Origin of the sequence: Kitasatospora viridis, assembly GCF_007829815.1 — a bacterium.
Lineage (GTDB): Bacteria > Actinomycetota > Actinomycetes > Streptomycetales > Streptomycetaceae > Kitasatospora > Kitasatospora viridis.
In genome coordinates this window covers 26,422-46,816 of record NZ_VIWT01000007.1, presented here as the reverse complement: position 1 = coordinate 46,816, position 20,395 = coordinate 26,422, and the positions used below count along the sequence as shown (strand labels likewise).

At 72.5% G+C, this 20,395-nt stretch carries 15 protein-coding genes; 8 read left to right on the top strand and 7 right to left on the bottom strand.

The window, feature by feature from the left end:
• Positions 1–202: 202 nt before the first annotated feature.
• Entirely contained in the window at positions 203–1,432 is a 1,230-nt protein-coding gene (locus tag FHX73_RS42120) for a type 2 periplasmic-binding domain-containing protein (protein ID WP_145911408.1), read from the bottom strand.
• A gap of 286 nt (positions 1,433–1,718) precedes the next feature.
• On the opposite strand from FHX73_RS42120, the gene FHX73_RS42115 reads away from it, so the two are divergent.
• Positions 1,719–2,363 carry a hypothetical protein gene (locus FHX73_RS42115; protein WP_145911407.1) on the top strand — a complete coding sequence of 215 codons (645 nt, stop codon included), beginning with the start codon at positions 1,719–1,721 and terminating at the stop codon, positions 2,361–2,363.
• Between the two features lie 92 nt (positions 2,364–2,455).
• Positions 2,456–4,036 carry a YncE family protein gene (locus tag FHX73_RS42110; protein WP_145911406.1) on the top strand — a complete coding sequence of 527 codons (1,581 nt, stop codon included), beginning with the start codon at positions 2,456–2,458 and terminating at the stop codon, positions 4,034–4,036.
• On the opposite strand, the gene FHX73_RS42105 is transcribed toward FHX73_RS42110, so the two are convergent.
• From FHX73_RS42105 to FHX73_RS42095, 3 genes are all read right to left on the bottom strand, one after another.
• On the bottom strand, positions 4,033–5,745 hold the full coding sequence (locus tag FHX73_RS42105; RefSeq protein WP_145911405.1) for a serine/threonine-protein kinase: 1,713 nt from the start codon (positions 5,743–5,745) through the stop codon (positions 4,033–4,035). The genes FHX73_RS42110 and FHX73_RS42105 overlap by 4 nt on opposite strands.
• Positions 5,746–5,926: 181 nt before the next feature.
• Positions 5,927–6,886, bottom strand: coding sequence for a hypothetical protein (locus tag FHX73_RS42100; RefSeq protein WP_145911404.1), 960 nt, complete (start codon positions 6,884–6,886; stop codon positions 5,927–5,929).
• Positions 6,887–6,981: 95 nt separating this feature from the next.
• Entirely contained in the window at positions 6,982–7,578 is a 597-nt protein-coding gene (locus FHX73_RS42095) for an RICIN domain-containing protein (protein ID WP_145911403.1), read from the bottom strand.
• Between FHX73_RS42095 and FHX73_RS42090 the strand changes: the two genes are divergently transcribed.
• The 3 genes from FHX73_RS42090 to FHX73_RS42080 all read left to right on the top strand — a co-directional run bounded on the left by FHX73_RS42090 (position 7,577) and on the right by FHX73_RS42080 (position 13,393).
• Entirely contained in the window at positions 7,577–9,688 is a 2,112-nt protein-coding gene (locus FHX73_RS42090; protein WP_145911402.1) for a BTAD domain-containing putative transcriptional regulator, read from the top strand. The two genes, FHX73_RS42095 and FHX73_RS42090, sit on opposite strands and share 2 nt — an antisense overlap.
• Before the next feature lie 147 nt (positions 9,689–9,835).
• On the top strand, positions 9,836–10,633 hold the full coding sequence (locus FHX73_RS42085) for an NAD-dependent epimerase/dehydratase family protein (RefSeq protein ID WP_425461488.1): 798 nt from the start codon (positions 9,836–9,838) through the stop codon (positions 10,631–10,633).
• 399 nt (positions 10,634–11,032) lie between these two features.
• Positions 11,033–13,393, top strand: a complete 2,361-nt coding sequence (locus tag FHX73_RS42080) for an ATP-binding protein (protein ID WP_145911400.1) — start codon at positions 11,033–11,035, stop codon at positions 13,391–13,393.
• Here the strand turns inward: FHX73_RS42080 and FHX73_RS42075 are convergent.
• On the bottom strand, positions 13,386–14,123 hold the full coding sequence (locus FHX73_RS42075; protein ID WP_145911399.1) for a VOC family protein: 738 nt from the start codon (positions 14,121–14,123) through the stop codon (positions 13,386–13,388). The genes FHX73_RS42080 and FHX73_RS42075 overlap by 8 nt on opposite strands.
• A 172-nt stretch (positions 14,124–14,295) precedes the next feature.
• On the opposite strand from FHX73_RS42075, the gene FHX73_RS42070 reads away from it, so the two are divergent.
• The gene (locus FHX73_RS42070; protein WP_145911398.1) at positions 14,296–16,401 is read left to right on the top strand and encodes an FUSC family protein; all 2,106 of its coding nucleotides are present in this window, start codon (positions 14,296–14,298) and stop codon (positions 16,399–16,401) included.
• A 135-nt stretch (positions 16,402–16,536) separates the two neighbouring features.
• Positions 16,537–18,420, top strand: a complete 1,884-nt coding sequence (locus FHX73_RS46975; protein ID WP_246214230.1) for an eCIS core domain-containing protein — start codon at positions 16,537–16,539, stop codon at positions 18,418–18,420.
• Between the two features lie 149 nt (positions 18,421–18,569).
• Here FHX73_RS46975 and tpx read toward each other — a convergent pair whose 3' ends face one another.
• Both tpx and FHX73_RS42050 read right to left on the bottom strand, forming a co-directional pair.
• Positions 18,570–19,070, bottom strand: a complete 501-nt coding sequence (gene tpx / locus FHX73_RS42055) for a thiol peroxidase (RefSeq protein ID WP_145911397.1) — start codon at positions 19,068–19,070, stop codon at positions 18,570–18,572.
• 120 nt (positions 19,071–19,190) lie between these two features.
• Entirely contained in the window at positions 19,191–19,703 is a 513-nt protein-coding gene (locus tag FHX73_RS42050) for a PaaI family thioesterase (protein ID WP_145911396.1), read from the bottom strand.
• Positions 19,704–19,793: 90 nt separating this feature from the next.
• On the opposite strand from FHX73_RS42050, the gene FHX73_RS42045 reads away from it, so the two are divergent.
• Positions 19,794–20,264: a winged helix-turn-helix transcriptional regulator gene (locus FHX73_RS42045; RefSeq protein ID WP_145911395.1), complete on the top strand. Its 471-nt coding sequence runs from the start codon at positions 19,794–19,796 to the stop codon at positions 20,262–20,264.
• Positions 20,265–20,395 lie beyond the last annotated feature (131 nt).

Here is a 20,395-nt window from a genome sequence, read left to right as displayed (position 1 = left end):
GACCACGACGGACCGCACCCCGACGCCGCAGCACCAGCCCCCACCCGGACCTCCGGCAGCACAGCCGGCAGCCGTGGGCCGTGCTCGACAGAGCGTCGGCGAGACGGGCCCGGCGATCGCGTCACCGCGATCGCCGGGCCCTCGCCGCAGCTGGGCGTCTCATCGGACCCCGCGGCCCGTTGACCGGTGCTCGCCGGTTCGCCTAGAAGCCGTAGGCGGCGAGGGTCGACTGGATGGTGCTGTTGTTGTCCCACTTGGTGTTGAACAGGTCGTCCCAGGCGGCCGCCGCACCGGTGTTGCCACCGGTCAGGGCGACGCCGTACTGGTCGATGTCCCCGTAGCCGGAGTACGCGCTCGGGTCCACGTCGGTCCAGGTGTTGGGGTCGTTGCCCGTGGTGCCGTTCAGCGAACTCGACGTCCAGGTCACGTTCATGATGTTGGACTTCGCGACCAGGCCCAGCTGGGTGTTCCCGCCGGCGTTCGCCGTGACCGCGCCGCGCACCTGGCTGATCCCGGACTCCAGGCGCACCTTGCAGGCCGTGCCGGCACTGTCGCACGCGCTCCCGGTGAACACGTTCTGACCCGCGCCGCTCGCGACCCAGGAGAACCCGGCCTGGATCAGCGCCTGCTCGGACGCCGCACCGAACGGCGCGGAGGCCGGGTCGGCGATCGCGATCCGGTTGCCGCTCGTCGCGAGCCAGCTCACCACCCCCGACATGGTCGTGGGGGCGCCGCCGGAGATCGGGGACGCGTCACAACGGGGCGACTGCGGCTTGCCGTTGCCGCTGCCGTTGGCGTCCGCGCCGAACGCCAGCGGCGGGGTCGCGCCGTTGGACGGGTCGGCACCGCCGGTCGAGCCCGCCCAGCTGCCGCTGCAGCTGTAGATCGCCAGGTGCCCGACGGCCACCGCATGCAGGCTGGAGATCGTGCCGTTGCACTCGACGCTCGCGCTCGCCGTGCACGTCCCGCCGTCCGAGGTCGGGATCACCGCGTTCGCGTTGGTCTCGTCCGCGGACAGGAACGCGTCGATGTTCAGCGGCCCGTTGGCGCAGTTGTTCGATGACGACGGATCACACGTGGTGTACGGGCCCGCGCTCTTCAGCTGCTGGCGCAGGCTGCCCGAGGTGATCCCGCGCATCGTCGACGTGTCGACCGACTGGTTGTTCCAGTACCCGCCGGCCTGCGACGAGGCGTTCGCCGTGAAGGCCGTGAACGACTCCAGCGACTCGATCGTGCTCTTCATGTCCTTCGCCGCCGGGTACATGTTGTTCGCGATGCCGACCTGCGCGTCCGTGGTGGCGAACGCCGCCGGTGACGCGACGGCGATCAGCGCCGTCGCGAGGGCGCCCGCCGCGAACGCCGTCCGCATCCGGCGCACCGCGGTGCGGGCCGCGTTCCGGGCGTTCCACGTGGGCCTCGACCTCTGTTGCATCTGCTACTCCTCGTCGATCCGGGGGCGGCGGCCGTCGCACGGGCGTGCTGTTGGTGGGATCAGACAATGTCCCAAATGCCATGGCATCTACCAGGCTTCCCGGCATGACGGTGCCGCACATGCCTAGATGGTGCTCAGATGGGCGCCCGGTAGTCAATGATTGACAACCGAGTCGGGCATGGATGTAATGCACGTATCCAGCCTGCAGCGACGCCGGCGGCCGAGCGCCGTCGGTGCGCTGCCACGCGCACGGAAGGGGCTGGCGGCACATGGGCAGAGGCGGGGTATGGCACTGTTGAGCAGACTGTCGCGTTCGCGAACGGCCAAATGGGGTGCGGTGGTTGTCGCGCTGGCCGCAGTGGCCCTGGTCGTCGTGGCGCTCGCGGGCGGCGGGTCGGACCCGGCCGCCCAGGCCCGCAAGTCCGACCCCGCGTGGTGCACGCCGGGCACCCAGCGCAGTGCGCTCTGCCCGCACGGCAAGCAGTTCGACGCGAAGCAGTACACCACCCACGGCGACGCCTTCCAGTGCATCAACTTCGCCAGCCAGGCGGATGCCCAGGCGGTGCTGCGGGCCAACCCCGGCGATCCGAACCACCTGGACGACGGCGGCGGCGTCGCCTGTCGCGAACTGCCGGGACCGCGCGACACCACACCGGTGGCCGACCTCGCGCAGCGGGCCGGCTGCGGCCCCGGCGACAACCGCAGCGCGCGCTGCCCGAAACCGGAACAGCCCTTCGATCCACGCTACTTCCTGCGCTACGGCAATGACGCCTACGACTGCTCGGACTTCGCGAGCCAGGCCGACGCGCAGGCCGTCCTGCGTTTCGATCCGGCCGACCCGAACCACCTGGACCCCGGCAGGAAGGGCATCGCGTGCCCGAACCTGCCGGGACCGAAGGACGTCAAGCCCGTGCGGCGGGGAGCACCGTGACGCGGCGAAGGCTCGCGCGCGTGCCCGCGCCCGCGCCCGCGCCCGCGCCCGGGCTGAATGTGACCCATCGATCGAAGGAAGCCCCGACCGCCATGACACCGGACCACCGCCCGTCCGCACTGCGCACCAGAGGCCAGGACGGCTTCACCCTCGTCGAGTTGCTCGTGGTCGTCGTGATCCTCGGCGTCCTCTCCGCCATCGTGGTGTTCTCCGTCCGGGGCATCGGCGACGACGGCCGCAAGAGCGCGATCGCCGCGGACGCGGCCACGCTGCGCACGGCGGAGGAGTCCTACTGCGCGAAGCACGGACAGTACGCGACGGTCGACGACCTGAAGGCCGACGGGCTGTTGGCCGGCGATCCGGTCTACAACGTGGTGGTGGTCGGCGCGGAGAACAAGTGCGGTCAGGGCGCGAAGTCGTCGTTCTCGCTGTACGACACCTCCACGGCGACGGTGCGCGCAGCGGCCGCGATACCGGCGGGCACGAACCCGGCCGACCTCGCGGTCGACGAGAAGGCCGACCGCGTCTACGTCGTGGCCGCCGGCAGCAACACCGTGACCGTGATCGACGGAAAGACCGACACCCCGATCGGCACTCCGATCGACGTCTCCGGCGCCGTGTCCAGCCCGAGCCGCATCGCGGTCAACCCCGGCACGGGCCAGGTCTACGTCGCGGGTACCGGCGGCGTCGCGATCATCGACACGGCCAACGCCAACCGCGTGACCCCCGTCAGTGGCTACGCCACGGCCGTCAGCGCGCTGGCCGTCTCACCCGAGAACGGGGACGTCTACGTCGCCGGCGGCACCATCGGCTCCTCGGCGGTCGCCTACATCGCGGCCGGCAGCACGTCGGCGACGCCGATCCCCCTGCCCGTCGCGGGTGTCGTGGGCGCGAGCGTGGGTACGGACTTCTCCTTCGACCCCGCCCACCACGCCGTGTACCTCACGAAGGGGAACCTCGGCACCGGGACGAGCGCACTCGCCGGCATCGGCCTCTTCGCCATCTCCTCGCAGACCCACGCCGCCACCCTGGTGACCCAGTTCCCGACGAAGTTGGCCTGCGGCACCAATGCCGGAGACGTCCTCTTCGGCAACAGCGCCCGTGGCGGCATCGCCGTCGATCCCGTCCGCAACCTCGTCTACCTCCTCGCCAAGCGGTGCGTTCCGGACCCTGCGAACCCCAAGGGACCGTGGAAGAGCGTCGCGACGACGATCGTCATCAACCCCGTCGACGGCAGCTCGACACCGATCGACGACCTGGCGGGAACGGCCTACACTCCCCTCTCCGCGGTCTACAACCCAGCGGCCGGGGCGGTCTACGTCCATCTGGAGGGCGGAACGAGCTGCGGCACCAACGGGGGCCGCGTCGACCGGATCGTCGGGACGACGGTCACGGGGCAGGCGCAGGTCTGCGGAGTGTCGTCCGCCCCCGGCAACGCGGCGCACAAGGACGTCGTGCTGGAGGACTTCAACCGGATCTTCGTCGCACAGCAGAGCGGCGCCGGCGGCCCGGGCGGCCTCGGAGTGGCCGACGGCGGCACCCTGCTGACCCAGGCTCCGCTCGGCACGCCCACCCAGTTCGGCGCGCTGGCCGTGAACAACACCACGGGGAAGGTGTACGCGCTCGACCCGGTGACCGGAACGGTCACGGTGTTCCGGACGGGATCCTCCTAGTACGGCACGTCGAAGCAGCCGGTCTGGGTCCAGGCCGAGGCCCCGTACTGATTGGCGGCTCGCATCGTGAGGCAGATGTGGTCTCCGGAGAACGGGCCGTTGATCAGGTAGCTGGTACCGGTCGCCGAGTAGACGGTGTCCACCTTCGCGGTCTGGTTGTCGTAGTGGATGTCGTAGCGGGTCGCGCCCGACAGGGCAGTCCAGCTCACGGTCAGCGGCATCGAGCACGCGCCGGCGCAGAACTCGTTGAACTTGTAGCTGAACTGGGTCATGTCCGGTGGCGGGGAGCCCTGCGGCGGAGCCGGGCTCGGGGGCGGGGCGTTGCCTCCTGACGTACCGCCAGGCGTGCCGCCGGAGTTGCCCGCGCTCGTGCCGCTGCCGCCGGTGCCGCCCGGGGTCCCGCCCGTCCCGGGGGCCGATCCCCCTCCGGTGCCCACACTGCCGGAGCCCTTGGGCGGGCTGGCGGCGGCTCCGCTCGGCGTCTGCGCGAGCGAGGGCGCGCCACTCGACGGTGCGGCCGACGGCGACGACGGCGGCGAGGAGGACGGTGGTGAGGAGGACGGCGCGGCCGAAGACGGCGAACCGCTCGCACCCGAGGAACCCGCCGTGGGAGTCGCCGGCAGCGAGGAGCCCGGGTGACTGGCGCTCGGCGATCCCAGGCCCTGGTTGTCCGCCGGCGTCCGCCCGTCCAGACCCAGCACGGCGGCGACCGCCACAGTGATCACCACCGCGGCCGCCGCGGCGATCACCCACGGTCGCCGCAGCCGGGCCCGCCGGCCGCTCTTCGGCCCCTGCGGCACGACCGGAATGGTGGGCGGATGGGCGGCGTACTCGCGCAGACTGGTCACGCCGCTGACGTCGAGCGTCGCCTCGCCCAGGTTCAGCGCCCTCGCCAGCGCCTCGGTGGTCAGCCGCTGCTCGGGGTCCTTGACCAGGCAGCTCCGGACCGCCTCGACCAGTTCGGCCGGCACGGCGTCGAGGTCCGGCTCCTCGTAGACGATCCGGAAGCCGAACCCGAAGGAGTCGGTCTGGCCGAACGGGTGCTGACCGGTCGCGGCGAAGGCCAGCACCAGCCCCAGCGCGAACACGTCGGCCGCCGGGCCGACCCGGCCCTTGCCCTGCAACTGCTCCGGTGCCATGAACTGCGGGGTGCCCAGCAGCACCCCGGTCTGGGTCAGGGTGGTCACCGCCGCACCGCGCGCGACCCCGAAGTCGATCAGCCGGGGACCGTCCGGGCCCAGCAGGATGTTGCCGGGCTTCACGTCCCGGTGCACCAGCCCCGCCCCGTGGATCGCGGCCAGTGCCTCGGCCAGCCGCATCCCCAACGCCCGCACCGGCACCACGGCCAGCGGGCCGTGCTCGGCGATCACCGCGTGCAGCGAGGGACCGGGCACATACTCGGTCGCCAGCCAGGGCTGCTCCGCCTCGACGTCGTGGTCCTTGACGGCCGCGACGTACGGCCCGGACACCGCCTGCGTCGCGACCACCTCGCGGCGGAACCGGGCGAGGAACTCGGCGTCGTGCGCCAGCTCGTCGTTGATCACCTTGACCGCGACCAGCTCGCCGTCGCGCTGCCCCAGGTAGACCTTGCCCATCCCGCCCGAACCCAGCACCCCGACCAGCTCGTACGGCCCGACCCGCGCGGGATCGCCCTCCTGGAGCGCCTTCACCACCCCACCCCCGTCGAACTCGCCCCGAACCTCGAACACCCGTCGCCCCGCACAGTCGGCATGCCTCTCTCGGAACCCTCAACTCCTCGGCGCGAGGCGGCAAAAGCTCCCGCAGCCTCGGCCCACCGACCCTACCCCCGATCGTGTCCCACTTCCTGACGGGTAGCCAGTTCTCGGCGCGGGCCGGAGGTTGGTGGCGGGGGTCACGACCAGTGGGTGCTCACGGCGTGGGGGTCGGGGATCCGTGCGGCGCGCCGGCGTGGGTGCGGGCGGTGGTCAGGACGGTCTGCCAGTCGTGCAGGGCCTGTTGGAGCTTCTGCGTGTTCTGTTCGATGAGTCGGTTCTGGTGTTCGGCGGCGAGGGTGGCGTAGGTCTGGAGGTAGTTGGTCTTCTGTTTGCAGGTGACGTCGGTCTGGGCGGCGGTGCGCTCGTCGGGTGAGACGGGCGGCAGGGAGCTTCCGGGCGGGGTGGGCAGGCCTTTGCCGAGCAGGGACTTGTCGTGGCCGGGACCGGTGGGGGTGGCGTAGTCGTAGCCGGCGGTCTTCATGCAGGAGCTCCAGGCGGCGTTGGCCGTCTTCAGCGCGGGGTCGGCGATCAGGGAGAGCAGGGCTTGGGAGCGCAGGTCCTGGACGGTGTTGAACGCGTTGTCGGCCCGGGAGAGCTGGAGTGAGGCGTGTGCGGCCTGGGCGCAGCCGGAGTTGCCGTAGAAGGCGTTCTGGTCGGCGGTGGTGGCGAGTGCCTGGGTGGTGTTCCGTGTGTCGTCGGTGCCGGGCAGTCGGTATGCGGTGGTCCGGGCCTGGGCTGTGGTGGTGACGCCGTAGTAGGTGAGGGGTGGTAGCGGTTTGGGCATGTCCATGGTGGCGTAGCCGGCGGGCAGGTGTGCGCCGTGGGCTTGCATGCAGGTGGACTCGACGGTGGTCAGGGCGTCGGTGAGCAGTGTCCGGTCGGTGGGTTGTGCGTAGGCGTCATAACCGTCGAGCGGGAGCACGAGGCTTCCGTCGGCGAGCAGTTCGGTGTTGCCGTCGCGGTAGACGACGGGGTTGTCCGGTTGAGGGGCCGATGGGAAGCCGGCGAGCGCGGCCGGTGCGGGGGCGTGGGGTGTGGAGCACGCCGTGAGCGCGCCGGCCAGGCCCGCTGTGGCGAGGGCCAAGGGGATCAGCTTGGTGACGGCGTTGCGCATCGGCATGGGTCCTTGTCCTGGGCTGGTCGGTGTTCGAGGTGTTCGGGGTGGGAGGCGGCCTGCCCGGAGGGGGTTCCCCGGGCAGGCCGGGTGTGTCACTGCCAGGTCTGCCAGGGGTTGCCGTTGGGGGTGTTGGCGTAGATGCCGTCGGCGTTCCCGCCGCCGGGGCCGGCGTCCAGGGCCAGGCCGGTGTGGTAGTTCGTCAGGGTCCAGTGACCGCCGGTCGTGGGCATCTCGGACCACATCTGCCAGTTGTTCCAGTTGCACGGGATGACGTACACGTAGCCCTGCTTGCCATTCGATATGGCGTTGTTGCTGTCCAGGCAGTCGTCACTCGTCGACGACAGGCTTTCCTGGCCGTCCCAGCTGCTCCGCAAGATCTCGTAGTAGAGGGTCTGGCCGAGCGACGGGTCCAGCCAGAGGGAGGGGAGGTAGGGAATCCCGGCGTAGCCGCAGGCCTCGGTGTTGACATTGGCAGCGGCTCCTGGCTCGGCCTGGCGGCCGGCGTCGGAGCTCAGACAGTTCCCGGTCTCCAGGTTGATCCACTGCGACGAGGTCGCGGGCCAGGACTGCGGGTTGGTGCCCGGCGCCATGGCCGAGGCGCTGCCGGGCGCCCCCAGCACGCACGTCCAGGCGATGGTCGCGAGAGCCGCCGCCTTGGCGGCCCTCGCCCGGCCCTGAGTGAGATTCATGTCGTCCCTCGATGTCGTGTCGGCCGAAGTGTGCGGCTCGGGCGGTTCTCGTCCGCCCGCCGCGGTGATCCTGTCGACACGGCCTGTCATGGAACTACCATCTGGCTGTCGTGCGTGGTCGTCTCGAACCTGGTGCCGGGGGGTATGGGTGCGTTTCAGCGTGTTGGGCCCGATCGACGTGCGGGGGGCCGGGGGCGGCGTGGTGGCGGTGCGCGGACTGCGGCGGCGGACACTTCTGGCGGTTCTGCTGGCGCACGCGAACAGTGTCGTGTCGACTGATCAACTCGCCGGGTACCTGTGGGACGGCAAGCAGCCCGCGTCAGTGGTGTCGTCGCTGTACAACCAGGTCACCCGTCTGCGTCAGAGCCTCGGTGACGGAGGGCCGTTGCTGGAGGCCGTCGCGCCGGGCTACCGCCTGCGCGTGGATGCGGGCACGCTCGATCTGCACCTGTTCGAGGGGCACAGCGCCGACGCGCGGCGCGCCGCCGCGCGCGAGGACTGGACGGACGCCCGCGAGCAGTACCACGCGGCGCTGGACCTGTGGCGGGGGCGCCCGTTCGACGACGTTCCCGCCCTGGCGGACCACCCACGGGTGCACCAGCTGAACGAGGCCCGGTTCCAGGCCCTTCAGGGCCGGGTCGAAGCGGACCTGAGCCTCGGTCACCACCGGGACGTCCTGGGCGAGCTGCGCGCGCTGGTCGCCGAGCAGCCGCTGCGTGAGCCGTTCCAGGCGCAGCTCATGCTCGCGCTCTACCGGGACGGGCGGCAGGCCGATGCGTTGGACGCCTACCGTGCGCTGCGCCGCACGCTGGCGGACGAGCTCGCGGTGGAGCCCTCGGCGGCATCGCAGGCCCTGCACGCCCGGATCCTCAGGGCGGACCCGGCCCTGCTCCTGTCGGGCCCCGCAGCGCGACCCGCGCGCGCTGCCGTCACGGCGTCGCCTGCCACGGTCGCCGATCCGGTGCCGCGGCAACTGCCCTTCGACACCCGGGTCTTCACCGGGCGCTCCCGGGAGCTTGAGGAGCTGCTCGCCCTGTCGGCCTCGGCATCCGCCGGGAGTGACGCCGGGATGGTGGTGATCTCCGCGATCGACGGGATGGCCGGCGTCGGGAAGAGCGCCCTGGCCGTGCGTGCCGCTCACCGTGTCAGCGAGCGATTCCCCGACGGGCAGTTGTTCGTCGACCTGCGCGGCGGCACCACCGGCCTGGAACCGGTCACGGCCGACGCCGCCCTCGCCTTTCTGCTGCGCTCGCTCGGGGTGGCGCCGGAGTCGATTCCCGAGGACACGGCCGAGCGTGCGGCGCTCTACCGCTCCCGACTGGCCGGCACCCGCACCCTCATCGTCCTCGACAACGCCGCCGGCACCGCCCAGGTCCGCCCGCTCCTTCCCGGGACACCGGGCTGCCTGGTCCTGATCACCAGCCGAACCGTGCTGGCCGGACTGGACGACGCCCACCTGCTCAGTCTCGACGTGCTGCCCGGGGACGAGGCGCTCGCCCTGTTGCACAGAGTCGCGGGGCCGGACCGCACACCGGCCGGCCACCCGGCCGCCTCCCAGCTGGTCGCCCTCTGCGGCGGCCTGCCGCTGGCGGTGCGCATCGTCGGCGCTCGCCTGCGCCACCACCGGGCGCTGCGGATCGAAGACCTCCTCGCCCAGATCCACGACAGCGCCGACCGCCTGTCCCAGCTCCAGGACGGCGAGCGCAACCTGCGGTCCCTGTTCGACGCCTCGTACGCGGTGCTGTACGGGGACGAGCGGCGCATGTTCGAGCTGGTGGGGCTGGCCCCGGGGCCGGACCTGGACGCCCACGCCGCCGCGGACATGTTCGGCACGAGCATGCGGCACGCCGAGCGCCTGCTGGAGTCCCTCCTCGACCGCAGCCTGCTCCTGCAGTCGGTCCCGGGCCGCTACCGGATGCACGACCTGCTGCGCGCCTACGCCCGTGGTCTGGCGCAGGCCGCGCCCGTCGCCGAGGCGGGCGGCGCGGTGGCCGGCGCGATGCAGCGGCTGCTCGACTGCTACCTGCACACCGCGCACGGTGCCAACCAGCGCGTCGACCAGCGCGCCGACCAGGCGGATGCCCACTCGGCAGCGCTCGCACGCCCGTAGTTCCGACTGGCGGGTCGCCTCCGCGCGACCCGGTCGGCCCGAGTACGTCCATTAATCCAGCAGGCCCTGTCGGTTCATCAAGTATGGTCGCGCCGGATCCGATTGTCAGTTCGATGAAGTCCGCGACGAGCCATGGAGATGCCACAGATGGCGAACCGACCACGACGGGTGCTGCTCACCGGTGCCGCCGGCCGCATCGGTACCAGCTTGCGGGAGTTGCTGCCCGGCTACGGCTACCAGCTGCGGTCCTTCGACCGTCTGCCGGTGCCCGGCGAGCCCGACGCGGTCGTCGCCGACCTTCGCGAGGCCGGGGCGCTGGCGGCGGCGATGGACGGCGTCGATGCCGTCGTCCACGCGGCCGGGATCGCGGGAGAGGCACCGTTCGCCGACATCATGGCCGCCAACGTCGAGGGCACCTACCAGCTCTACGAGGCCGCCCGGGCGGCGGGCGTGCGGCGGATCGTCTACGCCAGCAGCAACCACGCGGTGGGGTTCACCGAACGGCCCGCCGACGGCGGTCGGGTGCCGGACAGCACCCCGCAGCGGCCGGACACCTACTACGGGCTCTCCAAGTGCTTCGGGGAGAACCTCGCCTCGCTGTACGCGGATCGGCACGGCATGGAGACGGTCTCACTGCGCATCGGCTCCTTCGCCCCCGAACCCCGCAGCGTCCGGATGCTCGCCACCTGGCTCAGCCCGGGCGACTGCGCCCGGCTGGTGCACGCCGCGCTCACCGGGCCCGTGGCCGGCCACACCGTGGCCTACGGGATCTCCGGCAACACCCGGGCCTGGTGGGATCTCACCTCGGCCCGGGCGCTCGGCTACCAGCCGCTGGACGACGCCGAGGTGTTCGCCGCCGGGCTGATCGCGAAGCTCGGCGAACTCCCTGCTGACGACCCGGAGTTCCGCTACCTCGGCGGCCGCTTCACGCAGGCCGGGCGCTGACGGGAGGTGCCCGGTGCCGATCGGCACCGGGCACCGTGCACACCCCCTGGTCGGCGCCGGGCTCACCCCCGTCGAGTCCGTCGCCGCGGTTTCCCGGAGGTGTGGGTCAGTGGCCGAGCAGGCCGGGGCGCTCCGGGTGGCGTGGGATCGTTCCGGTCACCGAGGGTGCACCCGGGGTGCCGACGAGGGAGGGCATGGGCGGTACGGCGGTTCTGTGGGTGTGCATGAGCGGTTCCCCTTGACGGGAGTCGTGGCGTCAGCCGAAGTCGCTGGTCCGGAGCGGTGTCCGGGCTCCGAGGATGGCCGGTGTCCGGGACCGCCCTCCACTTTCCCGGACAAGTCCGGACGCTAGGCTGACCCGCGCCGGATCACGAGGGGCGACAGGACGCGGAGGAGAGCATGGCTGCGGAGCGGCTCGGCGAGTTGCCCGATCCGGACAAGGCGGTGGATCTGGCGGACTACATCGGGCTGTTGGAGCGGCTCCGGGTGTGGGCCGGGGATCCGTCGTTCCGGGAGCTGGCCAAGCGGGTCGGACCGTTCCTGGCGCCGACTCAGCAGGTGTCGAAGTCGACGATCGCCGACATGTTCCAGCCCGGCCGGCGCCGCCTCAACCAGGACCTCGTGGTCGCCGTGGTCCGCGCACTGGGCCTGGACGAGGACGCCGTCGGCCGGTGGCGCGCCGCCTGCGTGCGCGTGCACGTCCAGGTCAAGACCGGCGGCCCGGTCGGCGTCTTCGGACAACTGCCCGCGGAGCTCGCGACCTTCACGGGGCGCCGCGCGGAACTCGCCCGGCTGATCACCGCCGCGACCGGCGAAGGCAACGGCGACGACGACGGTAACGGCATCGGCGCGAAGACAGTGGTGATCTCCGCGATCGAGGGCATGGCCGGCGTCGGGAAGACCCAACTCGCCGTGCACGCGGCCCACGAGCTGGTCCGCGCCGGGCACTTCGCCGACGCCCAGTTGCACGTGAACCTGCGCGGGTTCGACCCCGACCTCGCGCCGGCGGACCCGTCGACCGTCCTGGAGGCGTTCCTGCGGCAGCTCGGTGTGCCCGCGCAGCAGATTCCGGCGAGCCTGGACGAGCGCGCGGTGATGTACCGCGACCAGCTGCGCAGCCGCAACGCGCTGGTGCTGCTGGACAACGCCGCCAACGAGGAGCAGGTCCGCGACCTCATCCCCGCCGGCGCCGGCTGCCTGGTCCTGATCACCAGCCGCCGCAGCCTGGCCGGTCTCGACGGCGCCACGCCGCAGTTGCTCGACACCTTCACCGACCCCGAGGCGCTCGACCTGCTCGGCCGGATCGCCGGTCGCGACCGCGTCGCCGCCGAACCCGAGGCCGCCGCACGCATCATCGACTACTGCGACCGGCTCCCGCTCGCCCTGGCGCTGACCGCGGCACGGCTCCGCTCGCGGCCCGCGTGGTCCCTCGCACAGCTCGCGGACCGGATGCGGACCAGCCGGCTGGAGACGCTGCGGGCCGGCGGCCGCGCGATCCGCCCCGTGTTCGACCTCTCCTACCGCGACCTCACCGAACCGCTGCGGCGCGTGTTCCGGCTGATCGGCCAGCACCCGGGGCCCGACTTCACGCCGGCCATGGTGGCCGCCCTCGCGCAGATCCCCGTCCCGGCGGCCGAGGAGGCCCTCGAACAGCTCCTGGACGAGCACCTGGTCCGCCAGAGCACGCCCGGCCGCTACGAGCTCCACGACCTGCTGCGGGCCTACGCCCTCGAAACGGCGGCGGACACGCCGGAGAGCGGCGAAGGCCCGGCGGCCCTGGAACGCCTCGTCCAGTGGTTCCTGCGTTCCGCGTACCGTGCCGCGAAGACGATGAACGCCCCGGTGTTGCCGGAACTCACTGAGGGCGGTGACACCACGGCGCTGGGATTCGACTCCTACGCCGCGGCCCTGGCCTGGCTCGACGCGGAGCACGCGAACCTCATCGCGGTGCACGGCGCAGCAGCGGCCGCACAGCTCTACGAGCCCACCTGGCAACTCCCGGTCATCCTCGCGCACTTCCGGAACCTCAGGTTCCACCGGATCAACAGCGTGGACGCGCACGCCGTAGCGGCGGAAGCCGCCCGCGCCCGTGGCGACGGGACGGTGCTCGCCTGGAACCTGCTCGGCGCCGGCACCGCGCTCGCGAACATGTCCCGGTACGAGGAGCAGGAGGACATGTTCACCGAGGCGCTCGGGCTCTACCGCGAAGCAGGTGACGGGCGCGGCGCGGGCTGGGCCCTGCTCGAACTAGGCCGGCTGCACAACACCCGCAACCGGCCCGCCGAGGCGGTCACCGTCCTCGAACAGAGCATCAGCTCCAACGGCGGCGATCCGCGGCACGTGATGATCTGCCAGGTGAACCTCGGCGTCGCGTACTACGAGCTCGGCGACGTGCCGGCGGCGTACGACTACACCCAGCTGGCGCTGACCGGCGCCCGGGAGTACGGCGACCGGCGCGCGGAGTGCATCCTGCTCAGCAACGTCGCCGACCTGAACCTGCACCTCGACCGGGCCGATCGCGCGCACGACGTCTACGCCGAGCAGCTGCGGGTCGCCGAGCAGATCGGCGACCTCGAACAGCACGGGCGGGGGCTCGCCGGCCTCGGCAACGCCCTCAAGGCCCTGGGCCGCCTCGACGAGGCCCGCGCGTCCTGGCAAGCCGCCCACGCCGTGCTGACGGAGATCGGGAGCCCGCGGGCCGAGCACGTGCAGGAGCTGATCCGCAGCAGCGAGGCCGAGGCCGACTCCCCCGCTACCTGAGCCGCTGCACGGAGAACTCGTTGCCGTCGGGGTCGAGCAGCAGCGCGCGGCCGCCCTCGCCCGCTCCTTCGCCGGTGTCGGCGCGCGTCGCGCCGAGCGAGATCAGGCGGTCGAGCTCCGCCTCCCAGTCGGCGCCGTCCGGCAGGCGCAGGTCGAAGTAGAGCCTGTTCGGGCCCGTCTTCGGCGCCACCGGAGGGCCGCCCCAGGTGATCTTCGTGCCGCCGGTCGGCGACTGGATCGCGGTCTCCTCGTCCTGGTCCCAGACGAGCGGCCAGCGCAGCGCGGCGCTCCAGAAGTAGCCCACCTCCCGCGTACCGTCGCAGGACAGCGCTCCGATGACGCCGGTGTCGGCGAGGAACTTGTTGCCCGGCGCGATCACGCAGAACTCGTTGCCGTCCGGATCGGCGAGCACCACGTGTCCCTCTTCGGGGAGTTGGCCCACGTCGAGGTGGTGCCCGCCGAGGTCCAGCGCCCTGGCCACCGTCCGCTGCTGATCCTCCGGGGAGGTGCTCGTCAGGTCGAAGTGCACCCGGTTCCGGCCGGTCCTCGGCTCCTGGCTCGGCAGGAAGCGGATCCGGAACCCGGCGGGGTCGGCAATGTCAGGAGGCAGGATCGCGACGTCGCCGTCCGGACCCTCGGCCGCCTTCCATCCCAGGACCCCGGACCAGAACGTCGCCAGGTCCGACGGCCGGGTCGCGTTGAAGCAGACGGCGAACAGTTGACTGGTCATACCCCGTGCATCTCCGATCCGCTGACGGTCGATACGGCGTTGCGTCCGCCGCGACCGCAGCAGCCTAGGGACAGCGGGCGGCGGCCGCACCCGAGTTTGCGCCGGGGAGCCGGGGAACTGGGGAGCTGGGGACCCTGCAACGGAGGATCACCTTCCGCATAAACTCTCCGCCATGCCCTGGATCGACTCCCTGCGCAGCACCACCCGAACCGGGCTGCACTTGAACCGCGCGTACTCCAGCCCCCGCCGAGCCGTGCGCGGTGCGCTGGCCGTGGCCCTGGTGGCCTTCCCCACCCTGGCGCTGGGCGGCCCGCGCCCGGCCGCCTCGGCCGCGCTCGGCGCGTTCATCGCCGGGGTCGCCACCTTCCAGCGCAGCTTCCGCCCGCGCCCCTCACTGGCCATCGCCTCCGCGCTCGGACTGGGCGTCAGCACCTTCACCGGCTACGTCTCGGTCGGGGTGCCCGGCCTGTTCCCGGTGGTCCTGGCCTGCTGGGCGCTGCTGGCCGGGCTGGCCTGGTCGATCGGGCAGACCGGCGGGGTGGTGGCGGCGACCACCATCTCGGTGATGCTGGTGGTGGTCCAGCTCCCGGTGAGCGTGCCCACCGCGCTCGAACACGGGCTGCTCTGCACGCTCGGCGGGGTGGTGCAGGCACTGCTGATCGCGCTCTGGCCGATCGAGGACTGGCAGGCGCAACGCGACGCGCTGGCCGACGCCTACGCCTCGCTCGCCAAGTACGCCCGCACACTGCGCGAGGACCCCACCGCGCCGATCGACCCCGAGGCGCTGATCCAGGCCCGGCACGCCTCCGAGCTGACGCCCTGGCAGGAACGGCACCGCCCACCGGAGCTGCACGGGCTGCGCACCCTGGCCGAGTCGATGCGCCCGGCGCTGACCGCACTGGCCGACCCGCGGGCGGGCGTGCCCGAGCAGGGTCCGGCCCGGGAGCGGGTGCGCGCGCTGCTGGCCGCCGCCGCCGAGACGCTGGACGCGCTGGCGCTGGCGGTGCGCACCGGCGACCCGCTGGAGCTGCCCGGCTCGGCGGCCACCCTGCTGCCCGCACCGCGCCGCACGGCGGCCGAGCCGCTGCCCGGGCCGGCCGCCCGCTGCGCCCGGCAGCTGACCACGCTGCTCGGCCGGGCCGCCGACACCCTGGAGCGCTCGGCGCACCACAGCACCGCCGACGCGCCGAGCGCACCAGGCGCGGCAATCACGACGAGCAGCGGGCTGCCGCGCCCGGCCCTGTTCCACGCCGTTCCCCGGGCGCTGCACAACGTGCGCCGCCAGCTGCGCCACGACTCGCCGGTGCTGCGCCACGCGGTGCGGCTGGCCACGGTGGTGACGGTGGCGCACCTGATCACCGGGCTGCTCGGCTTCTCGCGCGGGTACTGGGCGCCGCTGACCGCGGCGATGGTGATCCGGCCGGACTTCGGGCAGACCTTCAGCCGGGGTGTGGCCCGGCTGGCCGGCACCTCGGTCGGGGTGGTGGTGGCCACCGTGCTGGTCGAGCTGCTGCACCCGAACCGCTGGTTCGCCGTCGGCCTGGCGGTGTTCTGCCTCGGCGGGGCGTACCTGACGCTGAAGACCGGCTACGCGATGATGACCGCCTTCGTCAGCGCCTACGTGGTCTTCCTGCTCGGCCTGCAGCCGGGAGATCCGCTGCCGCTGGCCCTGCAGCGGGTCGAGCTGACCCTGATCGGCGGCGCGATCGCGCTGGCCACCTTCGCGCTCTTCCCGAGCTGGGCCTCGACCCGGCTGAACGACCGGCTCGGCGACTGGATCGAGGCGACCGGCCGCTACTGCTCTGCCGTGCTGACGGTCCACGGCGCACCGCGCACCGGCGATCGCCGCGCGGTGCGCGAGGCACTGCTGGACGCCCGCACGGCCCGCGCCGAACTGCTGGAGGGGATCACCCGGGCCGAGGTGGAACCCGGCTGGCACTGCTGCGAGACGCTGACGCCCCGTCGGCTGGAGAAGGCCCGGGCGGCGGTCGGCCTGCTCGCCCGGGCCGGGGTGCTGTTGGAGGCCCAACTGCCGCCGGCGACGGCCGAGCCGGCCCCCGGCGCCACGGAGTTCGCGCAGGCGCTGGCCGCCGCGACGCACGCGGTGGCCGAGGAGGTGCGGGCCGGCCGGGCGCCGGACTTCACGGCGCTGCGGGCCGCCCAGCAGCAGCGGACCGGCACCTGGTCGGACCTGGTGACACCTGCCGCGAGCCTGCTGGACCAGGCGATCGATGACCTCGAAGCGGCCTACCGGCGCGAGAAGGTGGTCAAGGCTTAGACGATCGTGGGTGGCCTTGCTGAGCCCACTGTCCGTGCGGGCAGCCCAAGTCTGCCCTCGCGGACCGTTGCCGAGATCACACCCGGATGGCACTGTGCCCGTGGGGCTACCACCTGAGGATCTCAAGGAGCTGGCATGCGAGCGCAGGACCGGACGGTGGCGTCGGACGCGGCGGGCAAGGGCCGCGGGTCCGCCGCGAACCGGAAACCCGCCGGTGGCGCGGCGGTCCGACCGGGCGGGCGCCCGCTGACCCCGGCGGACGTGCTGGCGCTCCAACGCTCGGCGGGCAACGCCGCAGTGCTCCAGCTGCTGGCCCGCGACCAGGAGCAGGAACCCGGCCACGCGCACACCGGCCACGCCGCCGAGGACGCCCACGCCGCCGGGCCCGGCCCGGCCGCCGCGGTCCACGGCGTGCTCCGCTCCTCGGGCAGCCCGCTGCCCGAGGCCACCCGCACCGACATGGAGGCCCGCCTGGGCGCGGACTTCTCCGACGTGCGCCTGCACACCGGTGCCGAGGCCCGCGCCTCGGCCGCCGAGCTCGGTGCCCGCGCCTACACCTCCGGCAACCACGTCGTCATCGGCGCCGGCGGCGCCGACAAGCACACCCTGGCGCACGAGCTCACCCACGTCATCCAGCAGAGCCAAGGCCCCGTCGCCGGCACCGACAACGGCTCCGGCCTCAGCGTGTCCGACCCCGCCGACCGCTTCGAGCGCGCCGCCGAGGCCAACGCCACCCGCGCCATGTCCGCCCCGGCCCCGGTCCAACGCGCCGACCTGGAGCAGGACTTCGCCCACAGCCCTGCCGGGGCCGGGACCGCGGTGCAGTCGGCGGCCGCCCCCAGCATCCAGCGGTCGCCCCACGGGGCGATCGGGGGCGTCCTGAAGCTCGGCGAGGCGGCAGTCAGCGGCATCGGCGAGATCAAGGGTCTGGTGACCGCCGGCGGGGACCTGCACGACGCCCACAAGGCCAACGCGCAGGGCAACGCGACCGGGTCAGCGCTGGGCGCCTACAACAACAAGGTGGCCGGCACGAACGTCGGCCACAGCGCCTTGGGCGTTGCCGACACCGCCATCCACGCCACCGAGGGCGGCATGCAGATCGCCAACGCGGCGGAGGGCGGCACCGCGGGCACGCTCTCCCTGGTGGCCGGCGGCATCTCGCTGCCGAGCGGCCTGATCTCGCTGGCCCGGGCAATGCGCAAGGGCTGGAAAGCCGACAAGCGGCGCCGGGCGCTGCGCGCCATCACGACCTACGAGGCTGAGGGTCAAGAACCCGGCCCGATCGCCGACGCCGGCGCCGATCTGGAGGCGCACCTGAAGGAACTGCAAGAGGGCTACCAGGAGCTGCGGAACCTGGAGCTGTCCCTCGCGGTCACGACCAGGCTCATCGGGGCCAGCGAGGAGGCCGGGGCCGAGGCGAGCAAATCCGTCCGGGCTCGGATGAGCGAGGTCGCGCAGGCCATTGCCGCCACCCTGCAGGAGATCGAGGCGAATACTCGGGTGACGGGTCTGGCCACCCTCGAAGTGATCCGGCAGTACGCCGAGATGAAGACCCAGCGCCGGATCGCCTACCGGGCGGCCGATGTGCTCAGCTCGTCGGTCGGCATCGCGGGCGGCGCGGTGGGCGTCGCCGTGACGGTCGGCGCGGCGGCGGCCACCGCCGGCATCGCGGTCGGTGTGGCAGGCGGCGTCGTCGGTGCCGTCGTCGCCGGGTACGCCTCGAAGCGGACCCTCGGCAAGCGCTGGAAGGCCACGGCGGCCGACGACAAGTCCGGGCCCCGGCACCTCTGGGACACCGTGGCGGTCTGGAAGAAGATCGAGAGCGAGCGCGAGGTGAAGTCGGGTCAGCTCTTCGACTACGCCCGGTCTTCGGACCCCGACGTCCGCGAGTTCGCCCTGACGATCAGTGACGCGCTCGGCGTCAGCCGCGACGTGATGCAGCCCGACAACGCGAACCCGACGGAGGACGTGCGCAAGGCCGCCGTGAAGCTGCTGTCGAAGAAGCTCAAGTCGAAGTAGCCGGGCCCGGCAGCGGACGTTCGACGCCCGCCGGCTGCGGCACACCGCCACGGGGCCGACCGGCCGCTGACCCGGGGCCGGCTCACGAGCGCTCGAAGTCGCGCTCGCTCGCGGACCCGTGACGACCGGTCGCCCGTGGCGGCCGTGTGTTACTTCAGGCTCGCCAGCGCGGCCTCGTAGTCGGGCTCATCGGCGATCTCGCCGACCAGCTGCGAGTGGATGACCTTGTCGTTCTCGTCGAGCACCACGACGGCGCGGGCGGCCAGGCCGGCCAGCGGGCCGTCGGCGATCGCCACGCCGTAGTTCTCCAGGAACTCGCGACCGCGCAGGGTCGAGAGCGTCTTCACGTTCTCCAGCCCCTCGGCGCCGCAGAACCGGCCCTGCGCGAAGGGCAGGTCGGCCGAGATGCACAGCACCACGGTGTTGGCGAGGTCGCCGGCCGTGGCGTTGAACGCGCGGACGGAGGCCGCGCAGGTGGGGGTGTCGACGCTCGGGAAGATGTTGAGGATCTTGCGCGTCCCGGCGAAGTCCACCAGGGACTTGTCCGCCAAGCCCTCGCCGACGAGGCTGAACGCGGGGGCCTGAGCGCCCGCCTGGGGCAGGTCGCCCTTGACCTGAACCGGGCTTCCCTTGAGTGTGACCTGAGCCATGAGGGTCCTCCTAGGACGGGAGCTGTCAGTAACTGTTCCGGATCATACGGGAGCCCTCGGAACAGGTGGGTCGAGGTCCATCAACCGGACCACGGTCCACGGCCGGGTACACGGATGGCGTCAGCGGGGCGGTAGCGGCAGGAGCATGCAGCTGCTGGTGGCGTGGGCGAGCAGGCGGTCCTCGGAGTCCAGCAGTTCGGCCTGGGCGAGGGCCGTGCGCCGCCCCTTGGTGAGGACGGTGCCGACCGCGCGGACCTTCCCGGTGTCGACGGTGATCGGGCGCAGGAACTTCACGTTCAGGTCGAGCGAGGTGTACCCCGTCCCGGCGGGGAGCACGGAGTGGACCGCGCAGCCGGCCGCCGAGTCCAGCAGCGAGGCGTAGACGCCGCCGTGCACGCTGCCGATCGGGTTGTAGTGCTCCTCCCCCGGCTCCAGGACGAACACCGCGCGCCCGAACTCGACCTCCTCCAGCGCGAATCCGAGCGTCGCGGCGAGCGGGGGCGGCGGCAGCTCACCGGTGAGGAACCCGCGCAGGAACTCCAGCCCGCTCTCGTCCCCGACGGCGGAGGCCGTGATGGCGGGGTCCTGCCAGCCGTACGTCCGGGTCCGTGTCCGTGTCCGCGTCCTGGTCATGCCCTGCTCCCCTCTAGCTGACTTCATAATTCGAAGCTAGCCACCTCCACTGCTGGCTGTCAATCCCGAAGCCAGCCTAGGATGGGCCCCATGACGACGTGGCTGGAGACGAGCACCGAGAACTGCACCGTCCAGCGGGCCGTCGACCTGATCGGCGAACGCTGGGCCCTCCTCGTGCTGCGCGACGCGATGAACGGCGTGCGCCGCTTCGACGACTTCCGCCGGCACGTCGGCCTGTCCGAGGCCGTCCTCTCCGACCGCCTGCGCAAGCTCGTCGCCGCCGGGATCCTGGCCGCCGTCCCCTACCGCGAGCCCGGCAGCCGCACCCGCCACGAGTACCGGCTCACCGAGAAGGGCTGGGACCTCTGGCCGGCCGTCATCGCGCTCAAGCAGTGGGGCGACCGCTGGACGGCCGACCCGGACGGCCCGCCCCTGGAGGTCCACCACCGCGGCTGCGGGGCCCCGCTGGAGGTCGTCGTCCAGTGCGCCGACGGCCACGGCCCGCTGACCCCGCGCGAGGCACGAGCCGAACCGACGGCCGCGGCCCGTCCGCTGGCGTGAACCTGGCCTGAGCCCGGCGAGAGCCTGGCGAGAGACCGGCCAAGAAACAGGTATACGGGTTCGTGGCCACCCCCATTGATCCCGCAGCCATTGTCGGAATTCGCTGTGGGACAGCCGACAGTCCGTCACGA

Excerpts from the sequence above, each read along its gene's own strand:
- FHX73_RS42070 (WP_145911398.1), top strand. The coding sequence starts at position 14,296 with ATGCCCTGGATCGACTCCCTGCGCAGCACCACCCGAACCGGGCTGCAC.
- FHX73_RS42080 (WP_145911400.1), top strand. The coding sequence starts at position 11,033 with ATGGCTGCGGAGCGGCTCGGCGAGTTGCCCGATCCGGACAAGGCGGTG.
- tpx (WP_145911397.1), bottom strand. The coding sequence starts at position 19,070 with ATGGCTCAGGTCACACTCAAGGGAAGCCCGGTTCAGGTCAAGGGCGAC.
- FHX73_RS42100 (WP_145911404.1), bottom strand. The coding sequence starts at position 6,886 with ATGCGCAACGCCGTCACCAAGCTGATCCCCTTGGCCCTCGCCACAGCG.
- FHX73_RS42120 (WP_145911408.1), bottom strand. The coding sequence starts at position 1,432 with ATGCAACAGAGGTCGAGGCCCACGTGGAACGCCCGGAACGCGGCCCGC.
- FHX73_RS42110 (WP_145911406.1), top strand. The coding sequence starts at position 2,456 with ATGACACCGGACCACCGCCCGTCCGCACTGCGCACCAGAGGCCAGGAC.
- FHX73_RS42090 (WP_145911402.1), top strand. The coding sequence starts at position 7,577 with ATGTCGTCCCTCGATGTCGTGTCGGCCGAAGTGTGCGGCTCGGGCGGT.
- FHX73_RS42115 (WP_145911407.1), top strand. The coding sequence starts at position 1,719 with ATGGCACTGTTGAGCAGACTGTCGCGTTCGCGAACGGCCAAATGGGGT.
- FHX73_RS42050 (WP_145911396.1), bottom strand. The coding sequence starts at position 19,703 with ATGACCAGGACGCGGACACGGACACGGACCCGGACGTACGGCTGGCAG.
- FHX73_RS42085 (WP_425461488.1), top strand. The coding sequence starts at position 9,836 with ATGGCGAACCGACCACGACGGGTGCTGCTCACCGGTGCCGCCGGCCGC.
- FHX73_RS42095 (WP_145911403.1), bottom strand. The coding sequence starts at position 7,578 with ATGAATCTCACTCAGGGCCGGGCGAGGGCCGCCAAGGCGGCGGCTCTC.
- FHX73_RS42075 (WP_145911399.1), bottom strand. The coding sequence starts at position 14,123 with ATGACCAGTCAACTGTTCGCCGTCTGCTTCAACGCGACCCGGCCGTCG.
- FHX73_RS42045 (WP_145911395.1), top strand. The coding sequence starts at position 19,794 with ATGACGACGTGGCTGGAGACGAGCACCGAGAACTGCACCGTCCAGCGG.
- FHX73_RS46975 (WP_246214230.1), top strand. The coding sequence starts at position 16,537 with ATGCGAGCGCAGGACCGGACGGTGGCGTCGGACGCGGCGGGCAAGGGC.